The sequence below is a fragment of the Accumulibacter sp. genome (assembly GCF_029255125.1).
Classification (GTDB): domain Bacteria; phylum Pseudomonadota; class Gammaproteobacteria; order Burkholderiales; family Rhodocyclaceae; genus Accumulibacter.
On record NZ_JAPUVR010000098.1, the window covers coordinates 20,671 to 34,035 of the forward strand.

Annotated in this window: 11 protein-coding genes; 2 read left to right on the forward strand and 9 right to left on the reverse strand. The window is 65.4% G+C overall.

Annotated features, from left to right (window positions below; genetic code table 11):
• Positions 1–72: 72 nt before the first annotated feature.
• The 5 genes from kdsB to Q1L59_RS07990 are packed head-to-tail and all read right to left on the reverse strand — an operon-like array spanning position 73 to position 3,088.
• Positions 73–855, reverse strand: coding sequence for a 3-deoxy-manno-octulosonate cytidylyltransferase (kdsB, locus tag Q1L59_RS07970; RefSeq protein ID WP_300330521.1), 783 nt, complete (start codon positions 853–855; stop codon positions 73–75).
• Positions 852–1,028, reverse strand: coding sequence for a Trm112 family protein (locus Q1L59_RS07975; RefSeq protein WP_300330523.1), 177 nt, complete (start codon positions 1,026–1,028; stop codon positions 852–854). The genes kdsB and Q1L59_RS07975 overlap by 4 nt, the downstream gene beginning before the upstream one ends.
• The gene (lpxK, locus tag Q1L59_RS07980; protein ID WP_300330525.1) at positions 1,009–2,055 is read right to left on the reverse strand and encodes a tetraacyldisaccharide 4'-kinase; all 1,047 of its coding nucleotides are present in this window, start codon (positions 2,053–2,055) and stop codon (positions 1,009–1,011) included. Before lpxK ends, Q1L59_RS07975 begins: the two co-directional genes overlap by 20 nt.
• Positions 2,055–2,471 carry a biopolymer transporter ExbD gene (locus tag Q1L59_RS07985; RefSeq protein WP_300330527.1) on the reverse strand — a complete coding sequence of 139 codons (417 nt, stop codon included), beginning with the start codon at positions 2,469–2,471 and terminating at the stop codon, positions 2,055–2,057. The genes lpxK and Q1L59_RS07985 overlap by 1 nt, the downstream gene beginning before the upstream one ends.
• Positions 2,472–2,479: 8 nt before the next feature.
• The gene (locus tag Q1L59_RS07990) at positions 2,480–3,088 is read right to left on the reverse strand and encodes a MotA/TolQ/ExbB proton channel family protein (RefSeq protein ID WP_300330529.1); all 609 of its coding nucleotides are present in this window, start codon (positions 3,086–3,088) and stop codon (positions 2,480–2,482) included.
• Positions 3,089–3,344: 256 nt separating this feature from the next.
• Between Q1L59_RS07990 and xseA the strand changes: the two genes are divergently transcribed.
• Both xseA and Q1L59_RS08000 read left to right on the forward strand, forming a co-directional pair.
• Positions 3,345–4,754 carry an exodeoxyribonuclease VII large subunit gene (gene xseA / locus Q1L59_RS07995; RefSeq protein WP_300330532.1) on the forward strand — a complete coding sequence of 470 codons (1,410 nt, stop codon included), beginning with the start codon at positions 3,345–3,347 and terminating at the stop codon, positions 4,752–4,754.
• Between the two features lie 161 nt (positions 4,755–4,915).
• Positions 4,916–5,503: a Fe-Mn family superoxide dismutase gene (locus tag Q1L59_RS08000; RefSeq protein WP_300330535.1), complete on the forward strand. Its 588-nt coding sequence runs from the start codon at positions 4,916–4,918 to the stop codon at positions 5,501–5,503.
• A gap of 130 nt (positions 5,504–5,633) precedes the next feature.
• Here Q1L59_RS08000 and Q1L59_RS08005 read toward each other — a convergent pair whose 3' ends face one another.
• From Q1L59_RS08005 to Q1L59_RS08020, 4 genes are all read right to left on the reverse strand, one after another.
• On the reverse strand, positions 5,634–7,235 hold the full coding sequence (locus Q1L59_RS08005; protein WP_300330538.1) for a methyl-accepting chemotaxis protein: 1,602 nt from the start codon (positions 7,233–7,235) through the stop codon (positions 5,634–5,636).
• Positions 7,236–7,446: 211 nt separating this feature from the next.
• A complete protein-coding gene (locus Q1L59_RS08010) occupies positions 7,447–10,572 on the reverse strand; it encodes a CusA/CzcA family heavy metal efflux RND transporter (protein ID WP_300330541.1) in 3,126 nt (1,041 codons plus the stop codon).
• A 1-nt stretch (position 10,573) separates the two neighbouring features.
• Positions 10,574–11,998, reverse strand: coding sequence for an efflux RND transporter periplasmic adaptor subunit (locus tag Q1L59_RS08015; protein WP_300330545.1), 1,425 nt, complete (start codon positions 11,996–11,998; stop codon positions 10,574–10,576).
• Positions 11,995–13,281, reverse strand: coding sequence for a TolC family protein (locus Q1L59_RS08020; protein ID WP_300330548.1), 1,287 nt, complete (start codon positions 13,279–13,281; stop codon positions 11,995–11,997). Before Q1L59_RS08020 ends, Q1L59_RS08015 begins: the two co-directional genes overlap by 4 nt.
• Between the last annotated feature and the right edge of the window lie 84 nt (positions 13,282–13,365).

The window sequence follows — 13,365 nt, forward strand, 5'->3', positions numbered from 1 at the left end:
TTGCACTCTTGGGCTCCGGCAGCACGTTGTCGTGCTCGACAGGCGGAAACTTACCCGCAAAAGCGCCGTCGGTCAAACCTTTTTGAAGCGATCCTGCATCAAACGTGCATCCTCCGGCGTGTCGACGCCGGCCGTTGGCAGGTGCTCGGCGAGGTGCACAGTGATCCGGAAGCCGTGCCAAAGGGCACGCAGTTGTTCGAGCGCTTCAAGGTTTTCGAGCGGTGATGGCGCCAGGTGGCAGTAGCTGCGCAGGAAGCGGGCGCGATACGCGTACAGCCCGACATGGCGGAGAGCGTGCATCCCGGGCGGAAATGTTGAGCGCCCCGCAGCGCTGGTAAAGTGGTCGCGAGCGTAGGGAATCGGTGCGCGCGAGAAGTACAGCGCATCACCGTTGGCGGCACAGACGACCTTGACCACGTTCGGGTTGAAGAAATCGCCCGCATCGCTCAGTGCGTGGGCAACCGTTGCCATGTCGGCGCCGGTCGCTGCGAGACGCGCGGCGGTCTGGTCGATCAGTTGCGGGTCGATCAGCGGTTCGTCACCCTGCACATTGACGACCATCGTCTCATCGTCCCAAGCGAAGCGTTCGACGACTTCGGCCAGACGATCGGTACCCGTGGCGTGCCCGGCAGCCGTCAGGATGGCGCGCATGCCGTACCGCTCGGCGGCCTCCCGCACTTCCGGGTGATCGGTCGCAATGATGACTTCGTCCGCCATCGACAGCAGCGCGCGCTCGGCGACCCGCACAACCATCGGCTTGCCGCCAAGGTCGAGCAATGGCTTGGCGGGCAGCCGCGTTGACCCGTAGCGCGCCGGGATGACAATTTTGAACGGCGCGGCCGCGGCTGGACTCATTCCGTCTCGCCCGACACCGGGCGCGCCTCATCCGGCAGCATGATCGGAATTCCGTCGCGGATCGGAAAAGCCACCTTGCAAGGCTTGCATACCAGTTCCGACTGCGCCTTGAGGTACTCGAGATTCGCCTTGCACACCGGGCAGACGAGGATATCAAGCAGACGAGCGTCCATGGAGTCTCTCCAGTATTGTCTCGAACAGGTCGGCGTGCTGTGAAACGCCGCTGATGACTGCCTCAACCGGCAGCACCCAGGCTTCTCCGGAGACGTATGCGGCGCATTTTACCGCATCTTTCTCGGTCATCAGCAGGACACCATCACGCGCGAAAAGGAGATCGGCAGCACTGTAGGGATGATGGTCAGCAAAGGCGCGAGCGTCCACCTGCAGGCCGAGCGCCGCCAGATGCTGGAAAAAGCGCTGCGGATTGCCGATACCGGCGAGTGCGTAGATCCTGCGCCCCGACCAGTCGGCGGCCGTGCAGCTGCGCGGCTCACCGCTCACGGCAAAGAAACGCTCGCCGACCAGCTTCATCGCGAAATTCGGCAGCGCCTGCGCCGCCTGCGGCAGGACCTCTGGCGGGCCGCCGTTCCAGACGACGGCGGTGGCCTGGCGCAGGCGCCGCAGCGGCTCACGCAGGGGCCCGGCCGGCAGTAGCCGGCGATTGCCCTGACCGCGCTCGTCGAATACGACCAGTTCGATCGAGCGCTGCAGGCGATAGTGCTGCAAGCCGTCGTCGGCGACGATCACGTCGCAGTCGGCGTGCGCAGCGAGCAGCGCCTGGCTGGCGGCCACGCGATCGCGGCCGATGAAGACCGGTACGCCACTGCGCCGAGCGAGCAACAGGGGCTCGTCGCCGACGAGCGCGCTCGGCGAGTCCGGCGCTACCGCCTGGACCTGCGCGCTGTTCCCGCCGTAACCGCGGCTGACGATCCCCGGGCGCCAGCCGCTGGCAAGCAGGCGCTGGACGAGCCAGAGGACGAGCGGCGTCTTGCCGCTACCGCCGACGGTCAGGTTGCCGACGACGATGACCGGCACCGGCAAACGGCAGGCACGCAGCCAGCCGCAACGGTAGGCGCTCCGCCGCAAGCCGGCGAGGCCGCCATAAAGCCAGGCAACGGGGAGCAGCAGATAAAGCGGCGCCCGCAAACGAGGTTCATACCACCAGCGCGCAAGACGCTGCGCGAGGTCGCCGAAAAGCATCAGGGCGGGGCTTGCGTGGCGAACGAAATCCGCACCAGGCCGGCGCTCTGCGCCGCCTGCATGATGTCTACGACGCTTTGATGCGTCGCCTTGGCGTCGGCATTGATGACGACGACCGGCTCGCGTGCTTCGCCAGCGGCGCGCCGCAAGGCTTCGCTGATTGTCGGCGGAGTTGCCACCGGCAGCGGCACCTTGTTGACCAGAACCTGCCCAGCCGCGGTAACTACCACGTTGATCTCGTTCGGTTGCTCGTTCTGTTTGCTGGCCTCGGCCGTCGGCAGATTGATTTCGAGGCCGGAGAACTTGGCATAGGTGGTGGTCAACATGAGGAAGATGATGATCACCAGAAGGACATCGATCAGCGGAATCAGATTGATCTCGGGCTCGTCGCCGCTGCGCCCACGTTGGAAGTTCATCGGCGGCCTCAGGACGAGCGTTCGCCGTGCAGAACCTCGACCAGGCGTACCGCCTGCTGCTGCATCTCGATGATAAAACCGTCGATCAGCGCGCGGAAATGGCGCCAGAAGATCATGCTCGGAATGGCGATCAGCAAACCAAAACCAGTGTTGTACAGAGCGACCGAGATTCCATGCGCCAACTGGATGGGGTTGCTCCCGCTCGGCGCCTGCGAGCCGAAGATCTCGATCATGCCGACGACCGTGCCGAACAGGCCCATCAATGGGCTGATCGAAGCGATCGTACCGAGTGTCGTCAGGTAACGCTGCAAATCGTGCGCAACGACACTGCCCACCTCCTCGATGGCGTCGCGCATGATGTCGCGCGAACTGCCGACATTGCGCAAACCCGCGGCGAGCACGCGGCCGAGCGGCGAATGCGCGTCGAGTTCGTCGGCCATCGCCATGCTCGCGCCGTTTTTCTTATATTCCGCGACCACCCTCTGCAGCAGGCCGACGGGAACCACCTTGGCGCGCCGCAAGGCCAGCGAGCGCTCAATGATCAAGGCAACGGCAATCACCGACGCCAACAGCAAAGGCCAGATCGGCCAGCCAGCAGCCTGTACGATGGCAAACACGGTTTTCCCCAGAGGATGTCAGCAAACGCAGCACTTTAGCCTGCGTCAGCGCCGGCAGCAAGTCCCGCGCGGTCGGCCAGACGGCCAGGCTATCCCGGGAAGTTGTGGACAAACGCTCGCTCAGGCTGTTGGTGAATCACCTAAGTAGCGATTCCACAAGCTTGTTCTGCGCTCTGCTCAAAGATCGGGCAAGGGCCGGCAGCGAAGCCTGCCGGATCGACAATGAAGCTCGCGCCAGCCGGTGTACAATGGGCCGATGTCCGACACCCCGCCAGACGCTGCCAGTCTCGCCCAGCCGATCACGGCCATCCCGATTTCGCTGCTCAATCGTCTGGCTCGCGAGCGACTCGAGGCAGCCTTCCCGCTCTGCTGGGTCGCTGGTGAAGTGTCGAATCTCAGCTACGCCGCGTCCGGACACGTCTACTTCTCGCTCAAGGACAGTTCGGCCCAGGCCCGCTGCGTCATGTTCCGCAGCCGGGCGCAGCTCCTTGGCTGGCGAATCGAGAACGGTCAGCACATCGAGGCGCGTGTCCTGGTCACGCTCTACGAAGCACGCGGCGATTTCCAGCTCAGCGTTGAGACGGCCCGCCAGGCGGGCGCCGGCAGCCTTTTCGAGCGCTTCTTGCGCCTCAGGGACAAGCTTGAGCGCGAGGGTTTGTTTTCGCCCGCAGCCAAGCGGCCGCTGCCCGCCTTCCCGCGCCGCGTCGGCATCGTTACCTCGCCGCAAGCAGCGGCTCTGCGCGATGTGTTGAGCACGCTCGAACGACGCGCGCCGCAGGTCGGTATCGTCCTCTACCCCAGCCCGGTACAGGGTGAAGGTGCCGCCACGCTGATCGCTCGCGCAATCGAGTCCGCGGGTCAGCGCGGCGAGTGCGATGTGCTGATCGTTTGCCGCGGCGGCGGCAGCATGGAAGACCTCTGGGCGTTCAACGACGAGGCGGTGGCGCGCGCCATCCGTTCCTGCCCGCTGCCAGTGGTCAGTGGAATCGGCCATGAAACCGACTTTACGATTGCCGATTTCGCTGCCGACCGACGCGCACCGACGCCAACCGCGGCGGCCGAACTGGCCGTTCCCGAAACACGCGCGCTACTCACCCGCCTGACGACCCTGCGGGCAAGCCTGCAGCGCGCGCTGGCCCGTCGGATCGAGGGGCTTGGTCAGCAGCTCGACTGGCTTGCCCGGCGCCTGCAGCACCCGCAAGAAATCATCGCACGTCGACGCCAGATCCTCCAGCAGCAGGACAAGGACTTGCGCCTCGGCATTCGACAGGCGCTGGCGCAAGCCGCGGGCGAGCTGGCCGACTGCAGCCGCCGCCTGTCGATCAACCGTCCCGATCCCGCCGGCCGGCGCGTTCTGCTGGAGAGACTTGCCGAACGCCTTGCGGCCGCCCGGCAAAACACTCTGCTCGACAAGCAAAACCAGCTTGCTCGCCTGGCCGCAGGACTCGCCCACCTGAACCCGACGGCGGTCCTCGCGCGCGGCTATGCCATGGTCGCCGACGAGCAGGGGCGCCTGGTGCGCGACAGCAAGACCTTGGAACCTAAGCAGCGCGTCGCTGTCTTCCTCGGGCAAGGACGCTTCGCAGCCCGCGTGCTGGCGCTACAGCACGACGACGGCCAAGCGCCTGATGGACGGACCATTGCCAGCAGTTGCCACCCCGACTAGAATCCCGCCGCCTGGCGAGAGCCGCGGCGGGTTAACATACGCCGGCCTGGTCGCCTATGCCCTGCGCCAAACGCTGTCCGGCTGCCCGATGGCCTACCTGTCTTGTGTTCTTGCACCAGCCGCTTTGCCGAATAACGAATGACCCTCACGGAGAACGTCAAATGGAACATCTGTTGCCGCAACTTCCCTTTGCCATCGATGCGCTCGCCCCGCACATGTCGCAGGAGACGCTTGAATTCCACCATGGCAAGCACCATCAGGCCTATGTCACCAATCTCAACAACCTGATCAAGGGGACCGAATACGAAGCGCTCGAGCTGGAAGCGATTGTCACCAAGGCGCCGGCCGGCGGCATCTACAACAACGCCGCGCAGATCTGGAACCACACGTTCTTCTGGAACTGCCTGAGCCCGACCGGCGGTGGCGCTCCGAGCGGTGCGCTGGCGGCGGCGATCGACGCCAAATGGGGCAGTTTCGCCGAGTTCGCCAAGGCGTTCCAGGCCTCGGCTGTCGGCAACTTCGGTTCAGCCTGGACTTGGCTGGTGAGAAAACCCGACGGATCGGTCGACATCGTCAATATGGGTGCGGCCGGAACACCCTTGACCACTAGCGACAAGGCGCTGCTCTGCATCGACGTCTGGGAACACGCCTACTACATTGATTACCGCAACCTGCGGCCGAAATTCGTCGAGACCTTCCTGGCCAAGCTGGCCAACTGGCGCTTTGCCGAAATGAACTACGGCGGCTAAACGGACAGGCGTCGCCTGACAGACTGCACGAACGGTCTGTCAGCGCGCACCGGCCCGCGCTGCGCCAAGGGCCGTCCGGCGCTCGGCTGCTCGCTTTCCCGCCGCACGTCGATCAGCATCCGCTGCGCGCTCAGGTTCGGAACTGAGCGACCGTCCCGCGCAAGCCGGCAGCCAGATCACTCAGCGTCAGTGCAGCGCCGGCCGTTCCCTTCGCCGCCACGTTGTTCTCCTCCGACGCCTGGGCCACCTGCTCGACGCGCTGAGCGATCTGCTGACTGGCGATCGATTGTTCCTCGATGGCGCTGTCGATCTCGTTCACGACGGCAAGCACCTGGTCGACACTGCCGCGAATGCTGCGAATTGCCGCGCCCGCCGCACCAGCCAACTCGACGCCGCGATCGACCTGGTGCACAGCGGTCTCCATCGAAGTGAGCGAGTTGCGCGTCTCGTCCTGGATCTGCACGACCATCGCGTTGATCTCGCTGGTCGCTTTACCCGTGCGCTCGGCAAGCTTGCGCACTTCGTCGGCGACGACGGCGAAGCCGCGGCCCGACTCGCCAGCGCGGGCCGCCTCGATCGCCGCGTTGAGGGCCAGCAGGTTGGTCTGATCGGCTACTTCCTTGATCACCTGAACAACCGTCGAGATCTTCGCCGAGCTTTCGTCGAGAACGCTGATCGCCCTGGAGGTCCGCCGCACGGTATCGGCAATCCGGTTGATTTCGCTCGTCGCTTCTTCGATGACCCCGCCACCGCTGTCGGACAACCTGGCCGCCTCGCTGGCTGTCTTCAAGGCGTCACGTGCGCTTTCTGCAACCTGAGTGATACTGACCGACATCTGCTCGACGACCGCGGCCATCGAGGTCGCCGACTCGCTCGTCGTTCCTGACGCCGCCGCCGCCTGCTGGGCCGAACTGGCCAGCGTTTGCGCCGCGCGCTCGGTACGCTCGACGGTCGCTGTGATGTCCTGCAACAGCGTGCGCAGCTGGGTCTGCATGTGCTGCTGATGCGCCATCAGGCTCTGCGTATCGTTCGCTCGCAACTGCAGGTCCTGCCGCAGATCGCCGCTGGCAATCCGCTGGACGAACTGGCGCACGTCCTCCGGCTCGCCACCGAGTTGCCGGGCGATTCGCCGGGTGACGACAATCGCAATGCCGACGGCGAGGACGATCGCCAGCAGCAAGAGCGCAGACATCAGGTTTTCAGCGAGCGCGTGCGCGGTGGCGGCTTCCTTCTCCTCCCGCGCCTTGCTTTCCTGCTGCAGTCCGATGAAGCGCTCGCTTGCGGCGGAGAGTTCGCGCTGTATGCTGCGCGCCTCGCCCTGAATCAGGTTCTGCATGGCCAGCAGTTCGTCTTCCTTGGCGAGCTTGACGACCTGCTCGTTGCTCTGTGTGTAGCGCGCGTTGAGCGCCCGCATCGTGCCGGCGAGCTCGCGTGTTTCGGCACGTCGCTGCGACTTCTCGAGTTCCTCGGCCAAACGCTTGTTCGCCTTGCCAGTGGCGGCAACGCGCTCGAGTTCCTTGCCACGCTCGTCGGCGCCAACCACCAGGGCATTCAACTGGTAGCGCCGCATGGCGTTGACGCCCTCGGCGATTTCACGCGCCAACGACTCGTTGCGCGCGGCGCGCACGATGTCGTTGACCTGTCCCTCGATGATCTGGAATTGGACAATTGCAAAGGTAACGAGCGTGGTCATGACGACGATAATGGCGCCAAAACCACTCCATAGAAGCATCCTGATTTTCACCTGCTGCCCCCGGCAATCAATATGTCCATCTTTCCCCTAGTCTACTGTGCCGCGCCACCCGTGGGTTATCAATTCAATGATTTTATGTATGATGCGAGGAGTGCAGCGACCCCGGCGCGCTCACCGCTGCGCCGGAAAGCGCCGGCCATGCCGCGCCCAGCGCCGCCCGCCTTGCCCGATCGTCAGCCGCAACAGCGACTCACCGGTGGCGCAGGCGGTACTCCTGGACGAGCGTGTAGAGGGCTGGAATGACGACCAGCGTAAGGAGCGTCGAAGAAAGCATGCCGCCGACCATCGGCGCAGCGATCCGGCGCATCACTTCCGACCCGGTGCCGCTACCCCACATGATCGGCAGCAGGCCGGCCATGATCGCAACCACCGTCATCATCTTCGGCCGCACGCGTTCGACCGCGCCTTCCATCACCGCGGCCGCGAGATCCGCCGGCAGCGGCTGGCGGCCGACGGCAGCGGCTGCCTGCTGCGCTGCCGCCCAGGCGTGCTGGAGATAGATGAGCATGACGACACCGGTTTCGGCGGCAACGCCGGCCAGAGCAATGAAGCCGACGGCAACCGCGACGCTCAGGTTGTAATCCAGCAGCCAGATCAGCCAGACGCCGCCAACCAGGGCAAAGGGAATCGAGAGCATGACGATGAAGGTTTCGCTCAGCCGACCAAAGTTGAAATAGAGCAGGAAGAAGATGCTCAGCAGCGTCACCGGAACGACAATCTTCATCTTGTCGATTGCCCGCTCGAGATACTCGAACTGGCCGCTCCACGTCAGGTAGTAGCCGGGTGGAAAGCTGACCTGTTCGGCGACTACGCGCTTCGCCTCGGCAACGTAGCCGCCGATGTCGCGGCCGCGCAGGTCGACGTAGATGTACGCGGCGAGCAGCGCGTTTTCCGTGCGTATCGCCGGTGCACCCTTGATGATCGCAACGCGCGCCAGTTGCCCGAGCGGAATCATCGCGCCGTCCATGGTGGGAACGAGCACCTCGCGCGCCATGCTTTCGGCATCACCGCGCAGTTCGCGCGGATAGCGCATGGTGACGGCAAAACGCTCGCGGCCTTCGACGGTGGTGGTCAGCATTTCGCCGCCCAGCGCGCTGCCGACTACCGTCAGCAGGTCGCCGACGGCCAGGCCGTAGCGCGCGAGTTGATCGCGCTGCGGATCGATATCGAGGTAATAGCCGCCGGTGATCCGCTCGGCGAAGGCACTGGTCGTACCGGGAACGCGTTTGACGGCGACCTCGATCGCTTTCGCCAGCCGTTCCAGCTCGTTCAGGTCGTTGCCGAAGACCTTGATGCCGATCGGCGTCCGGATGCCGGTCGACAACATGTCGATGCGCGCCTTGATCGGCATCGTCCACGAGTTGGCGACACCGGGAAACTGCAGCGCCTGATCGAGCTCGGCGACCAGCTTGTCGATCGTCATTCCCGCACGCCATTCGCTCTCGGGTTTGAGGTTGATGATCGTCTCGAACATCTCGGTCGGCGCCGGATCGGTTGCCGTGTTGGCGCGCCCAGCCTTGCCATAGACCGAAGCCACCTCGGGAAAGCGCTTGATGATCTTGTTCTGCGTCTGCAGGAGTTCGGCCGCTTTGGTGATCGACATGCCGGGCAACGAAGTCGGCATGTAGAAAAGCGTCCCTTCGTTGAGCGTCGGCATGAACTCGGAACCCAGACGAGCGGCCGGCCAGAAGCTGAGCACCAGCGCAACGCCGGCGAGAACGACGGTGAACGCCTTGCGCCGCAGAACCCAGGCAATCACCGGCCGATAGACGAAGATCAACCAGCGGTTCACCGGATTGTGCGCCTCGGGCAGAATCTGCCCGCGAATGAAGAGCAACATCAGGACCGGTACCAGGGTCAGCGAAAGCCACGCCGCGCCAGCCATGGCGAAGGTCTTGGTCCACGCCAGCGGAGCGAACAGGCGGCCCTCCTGCGCTTCGAGCGTGAAGACGGGAAGGAAGGAAATCGTGATGATCAGCAGCGAGAAGAAAAGCGCCGGACCGACTTCCTTGCCAGCGGCAATGATCGCCTCGCTCCGCTGCTGCGTGTCGGCCGTCGGCGGCAGTCGCTCGAGGTGCTTGTGCGCGTTCTCGATCATGACGATGGCCGCGTCGATCATGGCACCAATGGCGATGGCCAGGCCGCCCAGGCTCATCAGATTTGAGTTCATGCCGAGCAGGCGCATGGCGATGAAGGCAATGAGCAAGCCAACCGGCAGCATCAGGATGGCGACCAGCGCACTGCGGACGTGCAGCAGGAAAGCGATGCAGACGAGCGCGACGATCGCCGATTCCTCGAGCAAGGTCGTCTGCAGCGTGCGGATGGCGCGCTCGATCAACTGCGAGCGGTCATAGACCGTGTCGACGCTGACCCCGGCCGGCAAACCCGACGCCGCCTCGCCTATCCTTGCCTTGACGTTCTCGATCACGGCCAGCGCGTTCTCGCCGTAGCGCGCCATGACGATTCCCGAAACGACTTCGCCTTCACCGTTCAGTTCGCTGACGCCACGCCTTTCGTCGGGAGCGAGTTCGACGCGCGCAATGTCGCGGATGAGCACCGGCGTTCCGCCCGCGGCCTTGACCGCGAGTTGCTCGATATCCTCACGGCCACGCAGATAGCCTCTGCCACGCACCATGTACTCGGTCTCCGCCATCTCGACAACGCGACCGCCGACATCGCGGTTTGAATCGCGGATCACCTGCGCCACCTTCATCAAGGGAATGCCGTAGGCGCGCAGCTTGTCGGGATCGACCGTCACCTGGTAGGTTTGTACGAAGCCGCCGAGTGAAGCCACCTCGGCCACGCCGGCCGCCTTGCTGAGCGGATAGCGCAGGTACCAGTCCTGGATCGTGCGCAGTTCGGCCAGCGTCTTGTCCCTGGCCAGCAAGGCATATTGATAGACCCAGCCAACCCCGCTGCTATCCGGCCCGATCTGCGGCACGACGCCTTTCGGCATGCGTCCGGCTGCCGCGTTGAGCGCTTCGAGGACGCGCGAACGCGCCCAGTAAATGTCCGTTCCGTCGGCGAAAATGACGTAAACGAAGGACGCGCCGAAAAACGAGAAGCCGCGCACGACGCGCGATCTGGGCACGGCGAGCAGCGCCGTCGTCAACGGGTAGGTGACCTGATCCTCGACCACCTGCGGCGCCTGGCCGGGATACTCCGTGTAGACGATGACCTGCACGTCGGAGAGATCGGGCAGCGCGTCGATCGGCGTCCGAAGCACGGCGAAGATCCCCGCCAGGACGACGCAGGCGGTCGCCAGCAGCACCAGCAGACGGTGGCGCGCCGACCAGTCGATGATCGTACTGAGCATGTCAGTGCCCCGCGTGGTCGCTGTGCCCGCCGCCGGCCGCGTGCCCACTGTGTCCGGCGTGCCCGCCGGGAACGGTCGGGGTGGCCGGCGGTGCAGCGTGCTGGGAATGGTCGGCAGGCGGCGCGCTGCCAGATGGCGGCGGCGCGCTGCCTTCAGCGGCTCGTCCAAAGCCACTGATTGCCGCCTGCAGGTTGCTTTCCGCGTCGATCAGGAAATTCGCTGCGACGACGACCGCCTCGCCCGCCTTCAGCCCTTCGATCACCTCGACATGCTCACCGGCGCGTGTCCCCAGGCGCACGACGCGCGGCGAGAAACGCCCCTCGCCGCTCTGCACGAGGACGATGCGGCGCACGCCGCTGTCGATCACGGCCGAGACCGGCACGGTCAGCACACGCCCCGAACTGCTCGCCGAGAGTTCGAGCGTGGCATACATCGCCGGCCGGAGCAGACCGCCCGTGTTCGCCAACTCGACGCGTACCGGCACGCTGCGTGTCTCCGCCTTGAGCATCGGGTAAATGTAGGCGACCCGCCCGGTAAACACCTTGTCGGGAAAGGCGTTGATACGCACCGTCGCCGGTTGGCCGACGCGTAGGTGCGCGATGTCCTGCTCGAAAACGTCGGCGATGGCCCAGACGGAGGACAGGTCGGCCACCTGATAGAGCATCTCGCCGGCGGTAAAGCGCATGCCGGCAACGGCCTTCTTGTCGACGACCACCCCCGCCGCCGGCGAGCGCAGCGTCAGCAGGCGCTGCGCCTCGCCGCCCGCGCGCAGGCGGCTGATCTGCTCGGCCGAGATCTCCCAGTTGCGCAAGCGCGCCAGACTGGCCTCGGCCAGTTGCTGCATGCTGCGTTGCGCCTCCGCTCCCGCCTCGGCGAGCGCCTGCTTGCCGTGCACGGCGAGCAGATATTCCTTCTGTGCCGAAACGAGTTCGGGGCTGTACACCTCGGCCAGCGGCTGACCGCGCACCACCGGCTGACCACCAGCGGCAACGTGGAGTTTTTCGATCCAGCCGTCGAAGCGGGTCGAAACAGCGTACAACCGCCGCTCATCGACCTCGATGCGGCCAGCCGCGCGCACGCTGCGCGGCAACTCGCGCAAGGCGGCAAGCTCGGTTCGCACGCCCAGCTTCTGCACTTTGTCGCTGCTGATCGAAACGCCGGCTTCGCCTGCCGGCGACGTTTCGTCGCCGGCGTAAACCGCGATGTAGTCCATCCCCATCGAATCCTTCCTGGGCACCGGCGAGGTGTCGGGCAAGCCCATCGGATTGCGGTAGTAGAGCAGCTTGCGCGCCGGCTTGCTGCTCGCCGCCGCTGCGGGAGTTTCCTTGTCGCCGCTCGCTTCGCCACTGCGGCTGCCCCACTGGTAGCCGCCGGCAAGCGCGGCGAGCGCGATCAACAAACCGCCGACGACCAACTGTCTGTTCATAGATCCTCCCCGAGCAAGCGTTCGATTTCGGCCAGGCGAATCTGCGCCTCGGTTTGCGCGCGCAGGCGATCCAGTCTGGCCTGCCGGATCTGTCGCTGGGTTTCGAGCAAGGTTGCAAAATCGAGCCGGCCCGTCTCGTAGCCGGCGAGCGCCGCCTTGAAAGCGATTTCGGCTTGCGGCAGCAAGGCACTGGCGATCAGTTGTTCGAGACGGCGCGCTGCTTCCAGTGCCGCGACGTTCTCGGCCAGATCGGCGGCGACCTGGTTGGCCACCGCCTCCTTGCGCGCGCGCGCGGCAGCAGCCAAGGCCAGCGCTTCGCTTTCCTGCGCCCGGCGACTTTCCCGCGCAAGCGGAATGTTCACTTCGAACATCAGTTCCCATTCGGCAACGCGACTGCCCACCTGGATCGGCGAAACGCCGATCGTCACATCCGGATAGCGATTCTTGCGCACCAGCTCGCCACTCGTCTCGGCCGCCAGGAGCTGCGCCTCCTGCGCGGCAAGCTGCGGATTGGCGGCGAGCAGACGCGCGCTCAACGCGCCGTCGGCGAGCTGCTCGGCCGACGGCAGCGGACGCAGAACACGGGCCTCGGCCAAGGGTGCTGTCGGCGGTCGGCGCAGCAGCCCGTTCAGGCGCGCCGCCGTCTGCCGGGATTCGCTCTCCAGGCGCAGGCGTTCGCCGCGCAAGTTGCTCTTCTCGACCTGCGCCCGGATGACGTCCTGCTGCGCTGCGAGTCCGCCGGCGTAGCGCGCCTGCGCGAGCCGTTCGAGCGTCTCGGCCAGGCGCAGCAGTTCGCCGTTGAGCTGCAGGCTGTGCCCGGCCAGATAGTATTGGGCAAAACCCGTCTTCACTTTCGCCGCCAGTTCGCTCCATGCACTGGCCCGACGCGCCTCGGCCTGCGCTGCGTCGGCCTCGGCGACCTGCCTTTTCAGGTCGCGCTTGCCCCACCAGGGAAACGTCTGGGCGAGGGTATATCTGGTGCTCCCGACGCGCCCCGGCAACAGATTAAAGCTGCCATTGTCGGCCCGGTTGGTGACATCACGCAGTTCGAGCCGGCCGATCGGGTCGGGCAGCGCAGCAGCCGAGTGCACGCGCGCCTGGGCCGCCTCGAGCTCGAAGCCGCTGGCCGCCAGATCAGCATTCTGCCGACGCGCGAGCACCAGCAGTTCGTCGACCCGCGAACCGGGAAGTCCTGCCGAGCGAATGTCGGGTGCTTGCGCCGAAGCAAGCGCCGTAGCGAGCAGCAGGCAAAGTGCGCTCAGCCTGCGCGAGAAAATATCCATGTTCATTTCGTCACCGAGTTGTGGCAGACCAGCCGACCGTTGGCCGACCGGGCGACTCGCAGCGAGTGCCGGCGGCAATCAGGC